The organism is Flavobacterium sp. AJR (genome assembly GCF_002156885.1).
In the GTDB taxonomy this organism is placed as follows: Bacteria; Bacteroidota; Bacteroidia; order Flavobacteriales; family Flavobacteriaceae; genus Flavobacterium.
Window position 1 is genome coordinate 104,966 of sequence record NZ_NCWQ01000055.1, and the last position, 7,570, is coordinate 112,535.

The 7,570-nt window shown below is 31.6% G+C and carries 8 protein-coding genes; 7 read left to right on the forward strand and 1 reads right to left on the reverse strand.

The features are described from left to right. The first annotated feature begins 113 nt into the window (after positions 1-113). From pgk to B8T70_RS15125, 4 genes are all read left to right on the forward strand, one after another. A complete protein-coding gene (gene pgk / locus B8T70_RS15110) occupies positions 114-1,301 on the forward strand; it encodes a phosphoglycerate kinase (protein WP_086895365.1) in 1,188 nt (395 codons plus the stop codon). A gap of 107 nt (positions 1,302-1,408) precedes the next feature. Continuing rightward, positions 1,409-3,250 carry a LysM peptidoglycan-binding domain-containing protein gene (locus B8T70_RS15115; protein ID WP_039118446.1) on the forward strand — a complete coding sequence of 614 codons (1,842 nt, stop codon included), beginning with the start codon at positions 1,409-1,411 and terminating at the stop codon, positions 3,248-3,250. A gap of 55 nt (positions 3,251-3,305) precedes the next feature. After that, positions 3,306-4,283, forward strand: a complete 978-nt coding sequence (locus tag B8T70_RS15120) for a DUF4837 family protein (protein ID WP_039113461.1) — start codon at positions 3,306-3,308, stop codon at positions 4,281-4,283. Between the two features lie 38 nt (positions 4,284-4,321). Continuing rightward, positions 4,322-4,768, forward strand: coding sequence for a GNAT family N-acetyltransferase (locus tag B8T70_RS15125; protein WP_086895366.1), 447 nt, complete (start codon positions 4,322-4,324; stop codon positions 4,766-4,768). A 269-nt stretch (positions 4,769-5,037) separates the two neighbouring features. On the opposite strand, the gene B8T70_RS15130 is transcribed toward B8T70_RS15125, so the two are convergent. Next, complete coding sequence (locus tag B8T70_RS15130) at positions 5,038-5,349, reverse strand: helix-turn-helix transcriptional regulator (RefSeq protein ID WP_086895367.1); 312 nt, start codon at positions 5,347-5,349, stop codon at positions 5,038-5,040. Positions 5,350-5,647: 298 nt separating this feature from the next. Between B8T70_RS15130 and B8T70_RS23900 the strand changes: the two genes are divergently transcribed. From B8T70_RS23900 to B8T70_RS15140, 3 genes are read left to right on the forward strand one after another with little or no spacing between them, the layout of a single operon-like run. After that, on the forward strand, positions 5,648-5,800 hold the full coding sequence (locus B8T70_RS23900; protein WP_165572098.1) for a hypothetical protein: 153 nt from the start codon (positions 5,648-5,650) through the stop codon (positions 5,798-5,800). A gap of 58 nt (positions 5,801-5,858) precedes the next feature. Then, the gene (locus tag B8T70_RS15135; protein ID WP_086895368.1) at positions 5,859-6,329 is read left to right on the forward strand and encodes a hypothetical protein; all 471 of its coding nucleotides are present in this window, start codon (positions 5,859-5,861) and stop codon (positions 6,327-6,329) included. 3 nt (positions 6,330-6,332) lie between these two features. After that, positions 6,333-7,259 (forward strand): S9 family peptidase, encoded by a 927-nt coding sequence (locus tag B8T70_RS15140; RefSeq protein ID WP_086895369.1) that lies wholly within the window; start codon positions 6,333-6,335, stop codon positions 7,257-7,259. Positions 7,260-7,570: the final 311 nt, after the last annotated feature.

Below are 7,570 nucleotides of genomic sequence, written 5' to 3' on the forward strand. Positions count from 1 at the left end.
TTACATCGTTTTCGTTTATGTAAACCCCTGTTTTTTATTTTTATCGAATTTATTACTAAGCTAAAAGTTCTATATTTGTTATTCTTTCAAAAAAAACTAAAAAACTTACCTTAATGAAAACGTTAAAAGATTTTAATTTTAAGAATAAAAAAGCAATCATTCGTGTTGATTTCAATGTGCCATTAGATGAAAATTTTAATGTAACAGATGCAACTCGTATCGAAGCTGCAAAACCTACAATTGATGCAATTTTAGCCCAAGGCGGAAGCGTGATTTTAATGTCACACCTTGGAAGACCAAAAGGAGTTGAAGAAAAATACTCTTTAAAACATATTTTAAAAACAGCTTCAAATATTTTAGGAGTTCCTGTACAGTTTGCTTCAAACTGTGTTGGAGAAGTTGCTAAAGATGCTGCTGCAAATTTAAAACCAGGAGAAGTTTTATTATTAGAAAATTTACGTTTCCATGCCGAAGAAGAAGCTGGAGATGTAGCTTTCGCAAAAGAATTAGCTTCATTAGGAGATATCTATGTAAACGATGCTTTCGGTACAGCACATAGAGCACATGCTTCGACAACAATAATTGCCCAATTTTTCCCTAACGAAAAATGCTTCGGTACATTATTAGCAAAAGAAATAGAAAGCTTAAATAAAGTACTTAAAAATAGTGAAAAACCAGTTACAGCTGTTCTTGGTGGATCTAAAGTTTCTTCGAAAATTACGGTTATCGAAAACATTTTAGATAAAGTTGACCATATGATTATTGGAGGAGGAATGACTTTTACCTTCATTAAAGCACAAGGTGGTAAAGTAGGGAATTCTATTTGTGAAGATGACAAATTAGAACTAGCACTTGAAATTTTGAGATTAGCTAAAGAAAAAGGAGTTCAAATACATATTCCAGTTGATGTTATTGCTGCAGATGATTTCTCAAACACAGCAAACACACAAATAGTAGATGTATATGCAATTCCTGATGGATGGCAAGGTCTTGATGCAGGTCCTAAATCATTGGAAAACTTTGAGAAAGTAATCATGGAATCAAAAACTATCTTATGGAATGGTCCATTAGGAGTTTTCGAAATGGAATCTTTCGCCAAAGGAACAATCGCTTTAGGAGATTATATCGCTGCTTCTACAGCAAACGGTGCTTTCTCATTAGTAGGAGGAGGAGATTCAGTAGCTGCTGTAAAACAGTTCGGTTTTGAAGATAAAATGAGTTATGTATCTACCGGAGGTGGAGCAATGTTAGAAATGTTAGAAGGTAAAGTTTTACCTGGAATCGCAGCTATTTTGGACTAACTATCTCATTTTTAACACTTTTTAAAGAATCTTTCATTTTATAGTCCTTAAGTTTGCAAAAATTACGGCATAGAAATTGTAAGAAATATGTCAATTAAATAGATGTTATGATTGTAAAAAATACCACATTATCAGTACTCCTGTTGTCTACAATGGGTTTGTTTGCACAAGAAGTTGCGCAAACAAACCCAGTTGTAAAGCAGGACATTAAGATTTCGTATTTAGATTCAGTTAAAAATTCATTTGTAAAAGACGATTACGCAGTTCGGGTAGACAGTCTTTGGATGAAAGAATTAGTGAGTTTAGACATATACGAAGATTTATCTAAAGATATCCAAACAATTAATACCGATGCAAAGGTAGATTATGAATTGCCAACCGAGTTGTTAAAGCAACGTCTTGAGGCAATGAATGAGAAATCACCCTTTAATATTCAGTATAATCAAGGGTTGGAAAATATCATAAAGTCATTCTTAAAGAATCGTAAAAAATCATTTTCGCGATTAATGGCCTTATCAGAATATTATTTTCCAATGTTCGAAGAAGCATTTGCTAAGCAAAACGTTCCTTTAGAAATAAAATATTTAGCCGTTGTAGAATCAGCTTTAAACCCAAAAGCAGTTTCTAAAATGGGAGCCACAGGACTTTGGCAGTTTATGTACCACACCGGTAAACAATATAATCTAAAAATAGATTCGTTTATTGATGAGCGTAGTGATCCATTAAAAGCATCTACTGCAGCTGCAGATTATATGTCAAAAATGTACAAAATTTTTGGCGATTGGGAGCTAGTTTTAGCTTCTTATAACTCAGGTCCAGGAAACGTATCAAAAGCGATTCGTCGTTCAGGAGGAAAACAAACCTATTGGGATATTCGTAGTTACCTTCCTAAAGAAACACAAGGATATGTTCCAGCATTTTTAGCTACAATGTATCTTTACGAATATCATAAAGAACATGGTATTGTTCCAGATAGAGCAGTAGTACAACACTTTCAAACAGATACTGTAAGAATTAAAGAAAAGATGAGTTTCAGGCAAATATCTAATTTATTAGATGTTCCCGAAGCACAACTACAGCTTTTAAATCCATCTTATAAACTGAATGTAGTTCCGTTTTATCAAGATGAAGAGCATTTCTTGAGATTGCCAAAAGATAAAGTGGCTATATTTACTTCAAACGAAGACAAAATTTACGCTTATCTTAATCATGAATCAAGTTCAAAAATAAATAGACTGCAAACATTAATTGCAGCTACAAAATTAGCTTCGCCTAAAACAAACCAAACTGTTGTTTCAAAAACACAAATTTATAAGGTTCGTTCAGGAGATAATTTAGGTTCAATTGCAAGTAAATATGATGTTTCAATTAATCAATTGAAGAAATGGAACAACCTAAAGAGCAATTCAATTGCACTTGGGAAAAGTCTAAAGATTATTTCGGAAAGCAAAATTATCAAGAAAGATATCAATGAAGTAAAATTGGTTCCTGCGGTTGATAAAAAACATACAGAAGAAGCAATTGCTAGTGTTGATGATAAAAAAACAACCGAATCTCAGCCGTCACTTTACGTGGTACAAGCAGGAGATAATTTAAGCACAATCGCTAAGAAATTCAATGTTTCTTTATCAGATTTAAAAGAATGGAACGGTTTGACTCCAGAGAATATGGATATGATTGCTTCAATGAAAAAATTAGTAATTCATTCTAATATTCAAGAACCATCTGAAACTCCAGAAATTATTGTTGCATCAAACAACATTAATACTTTCAAGAAAAAAACAGATGTTGTAAAAAACGTTGGAGTTGATTACTATGTAAAAAAAGGAGATTCGTTATATAGCATTGCAAAAAAATATCCAGGAGTAACTATTTCTGATATTAAAAAATGGAATGATATCGAAAACGGAGCTATTAAACCAGGAATGAAGCTCAAAATAAACGGATAATCAAAAATTGTATATAAATTTGGGTTTTATTTCATAACTTAACTAAAAATTAAAGATGAATAAAACCCATTTTTTATTGCTAATACTTCCGTTTTTGTTTTTCTCATGTCTAAAAAAGAATGAGAAAATACATCAGCACAACGATAGCAGTAAAATAAACACAATCTCGATTATTATAGATGATCAGTTGTGGTACGGAGAAGTGGGGGATAGCATCAGGAATAAATTTGCTTCACCAGTTGTAGGTCTTGTTCAGGAAGAGCCATTATTTACCATAAATCAATATCCAGCCAAACTACTAGAAGGTTTCATGACCGATGGGCGAAATATTATTGTAGTTAAAAAATCGAATACAAGTAAGTTCGAAATCACTAAAAATGTTTATACATCACCACAAAATGTATTTCGTATATCAGGAAAATCAGTTTCGGATATTATAGAAGCATTTGAAATACACACACCGCAAATAATTCGAATAATTAGGGAAACCGAAATAGCCGAATGCCAAAAAAATAACAGTAAATCACTGTTAGATGGTGCCATTCTCAACAATAAGTTTCATATAAAGTTAGATGTTCCCACAGGATATGAATATGCATTGCATAAGCGTAACTTTCTTTGGCTTAAAAAAGAAATGGTAAGTGGTAGTACGAGTTTACTTATTTACCAGGTTCCAATAACAAGTATTACCAAGAACTCCGATATTGTTGGCAATATCGTAAAAATGCGGGATTCAGTAGGAAGGTATATAAAAGGCCGAGAACCCAATACTCAAATGATTACCGAGGAAGCCTACGCGCCTTATTTCTCTAAAATTACCCTAGACGGAAAAACTGCTTATGAGACAAAAGGTACTTGGGATTTAAGAAATGATTTCATGACAGGACCTTTTATTAATTATGCAATTATTGATAAAGCCTATAACCGAATACTTGTACTCGAGGGATTTTGTTATTCTCCATCCAATGAAGAACGAGATTCGATGTTGGAACTAGAAGCCATTATAAAATCGGTTAGAATCAATAAGCGATAATACTCTTTTAAAATAAAATCAGATTATACTATTACAACATGAAACCAACTTGGAAAATTAAGCCTTTTGAGGCATTAACTGTTCACGAACTATACGATACCCTCAAATTACGAAGTGAAGTCTTTGTATTAGAGCAAAACTGTGTTTATTTAGATATAGATGGGAAAGACAAACTTGCTTTACACCTAATAGGCGAATATGAAGGTAAAATTGTGGCTCATGCACGTCTTTTTGATGCTGGAATTAGTTTTGATAACGCCTCGATAGGAAGAGTTGTAGTAAGCCCGGATTATCGCGATAAAAAATGGGGACATGATTTAATGACAGAAGCAATTGCAGGAATTAAAACCCATTTTAATAAAACCGATATTACTATTGGAGCACAGTTATATCTGAAAAAATTCTACGAAAATCATGGTTTTGTACAAACGAGCGAAATGTATCTTGAAGACGATATTCCGCATATCGAGATGATTAAAAGTTAATTACAAGTGTTTTTTATGCACAAAATATAAGTTGAAATTATTTTAACACATAGAGATATAGATTTTGAAACTTTCAAAAAAGGCGTTTCACTTGTTTAAAATACATCCCAAAGGTTCGGGACTGGCTATGTGAAAGAAATATATTTCTTTTTGTACTCTTTTGTACACATAAAATCTATGTTTCTATGTGTTAAATGAAACTTTTGTGCCCAAGCAAAGTCAATAGATAAAGTAATTACACCCAACAAATTAAGTGTAATAGCTAAGAACTAGTTTGTAAGAGCTTTCAATTTTTCTTTAAGCATTATATTTTCTGTTCTTAGCAACTCAAGTTGTTTAAAAATAGAATCGGGGATGTTAAACGGATCGATTATACTGCTATTATCGCCATTAGGCTCATAAATAGTTTCTTTTTCTACACCCAAAACTTTAGCTATTTTTAGCCATTCAACCTCCGAAATGTTTTTGCGTCCATTTTCTCTTCGGCTGTAATTAGATTGTGTCATACCAATTAAATCTGCTAGTTTTTCCTGAGAGAATCCCTTGTTTAATCTTACTTGTAGCAGTTTCTTTTTGGTCATTATTCTTTTTAGTTTGCTGCAAAAATGAGGAAATATTTTTTTCAGAACAATACCCACTTTTAATGATATTTTGAAAGTTTTAGTTAATTATACAAGCTTTTTATACGTGTGAGTCCTTTAAGTTTTACATAATTCGCATAAAAATGCATAAGGATTATTTTCATTAGCGTCTATTTTTGAAAAACTAACTTGTTATCATTTCCAAATCTCGGATAGCCCAGTCGACAGGCAAAAGAGATAAGAAATGCTTAATGCAGATTAGTACAAAATTTAAATCTAACCGTAAAATTTAAAAACGATGAAAAAAATTAACGAAGACAAAAAGAAAAAAACAATCAATGATTTATTAGATAAAAAGTTTGAGCGTTTAGAGAAAATTGTTGGAGGAGGTAATTCTTCAGGATCTTGTACAGCTAGTAGAGATTGTAGAGGTGTTGTAACAGCAGTTTAATAACACAAAAGGGGGTTAATGTTTTGCATTGCCTCCTTTTTTTTGAATTTTTCAAGTAATGCAAAAAAGTATGGAAGAAAGTTTGAGTAATGTACTCAATTATAAGAATGAAGATGTTGTAGATAGATTTTTAAAGTTTTATAAAATAGAAGAATCAGAAGCAGTTAGCATTTTTCAGGAAACAAAAAAATGGCTTTGGTTATGCTCCAATGTAAATTTTAATTTTATTAGTGATGATTCTATAATTATAATTGATGAAATGTGGCATAATTTTATTCTTTTTACAAAAGATTATAATGATTTTTGTCAAACTTATTTCGGACAATATATTCATCATCAACCAAAAACCAGAAAAGAAAACGAAGAGTGGAATAAGGATATTGAGAAAAGTCTAAAGGATTATAAAATAGCTTTAAAGAAACAATATGAGCTTATCTATGATAATTTAGGCGAAGAAACATTAAACAAATGGTATGTAGAATTTGCAGATAAATATACTGGTACATACATGAAGTCAATTACTAAATAAAATATGAAGAAAGTTATTCTTTTGTTATTGCTGGTTTTATTCAATTTCAGTTTTGCACAAACATCAAAATCTAGTTTCACATTAGAGAACCGAAAAATTACGGATTACCCTTTTAATCCTGTTATTTCGGAAAAGATAAATGAAAAGATAGTTTTAAAAAAAGAATACCAATTTCTTGATTCTTTAAATTTCCGCAGTATTCATTACAAGTCTTTTGACAACCTAAAACTTAGAGGTTTTTTAATAGAACCTAAAAAGAAAGGGGTGTATCCCGTTTTAATATACAATCGCGGTGGTAACGGTAATTTTGGTGCTGTCAATTCTGTTTTTTTAACGGAGTTTCTTAGCAAAATTGCCAATGAAGGTTATATTGTTATTGGTTCACAACTCCGTGGAACGTCTGTAAGTGAAGGTGTAGACGAATTTGGTGGTAAAGATGTAAATGATGTTTTAAGCCTTTTTGATATCATAGATCAATTACCGAATGCCGACAAAAACAGGATTGGTGTTTTTGGCTGGAGTCGTGGCGTTATGACTAATTTCCTGATGCTAAAAAAGACTAATCGTATAAAAACCAATATAGCAATTGCAGGACAGGCTGATTTAATCCAAACGAAACGCCCAGAGATGTTTGGGGTTTATAGAGAAAGAATTCCTGGTTACGCCAAAGATTCTGTTGCTGCCTTAAAAACTCGTTCTAGTTTACTTGCAATAGATTCTATCCAGAATAAAAAAGTTTCCCATTTTATTATTCAGGGTAATAAAGATGTAAAAGTTGATATTAGTAATGCCTTTGCTTTTTATTCCAAATTAAACTCAAAAGAATATACTACACGCTTATTAGTTTATGAAAATGAAGGACATGATTTAGAAATTGTGAACGATAATTTGTTAAATCAGATAGCCGATTGGTTAAAGAGATATTTATAGAATTTATTTTTAAAATATTGTAGTTGTCATTTAAGGAAACGAGCGTATAATTACAGTTGCGCTGTACGAAGTCTCCCGACTTCGTAGCCCTACTTTGGATTTACTATTTAATATTAGCTTGATTATAAAAATATGTTGTTTATTGGAGCGGGTGTGAAGTCGGGAGACTTCTCACAGCAATCGTGATAATAGTAAAACTTAAGGGAGTATAATTAACATTAACTCATAGACTTAAACTTGTACTTTTATAAAAAAATGCCAAAAGAAAAATATTCCTTTTGGCATTTTTTTATAAAACCGATCTTTATTTA

Coding starts and splice junctions, on each gene's coding strand:
- pgk (WP_086895365.1), top strand. CDS start 114: ATGAAAACGTTAAAAGATTTTAATTTTAAGAATAAAAAAGCAATCATT.
- B8T70_RS15115 (WP_039118446.1), top strand. CDS start 1,409: ATGATTGTAAAAAATACCACATTATCAGTACTCCTGTTGTCTACAATG.
- B8T70_RS15120 (WP_039113461.1), top strand. CDS start 3,306: ATGAATAAAACCCATTTTTTATTGCTAATACTTCCGTTTTTGTTTTTC.
- B8T70_RS15125 (WP_086895366.1), top strand. CDS start 4,322: ATGAAACCAACTTGGAAAATTAAGCCTTTTGAGGCATTAACTGTTCAC.
- B8T70_RS15130 (WP_086895367.1), bottom strand. CDS start 5,349: ATGACCAAAAAGAAACTGCTACAAGTAAGATTAAACAAGGGATTCTCT.
- B8T70_RS23900 (WP_165572098.1), top strand. CDS start 5,648: ATGAAAAAAATTAACGAAGACAAAAAGAAAAAAACAATCAATGATTTA.
- B8T70_RS15135 (WP_086895368.1), top strand. CDS start 5,859: ATGCAAAAAAGTATGGAAGAAAGTTTGAGTAATGTACTCAATTATAAG.
- B8T70_RS15140 (WP_086895369.1), top strand. CDS start 6,333: ATGAAGAAAGTTATTCTTTTGTTATTGCTGGTTTTATTCAATTTCAGT.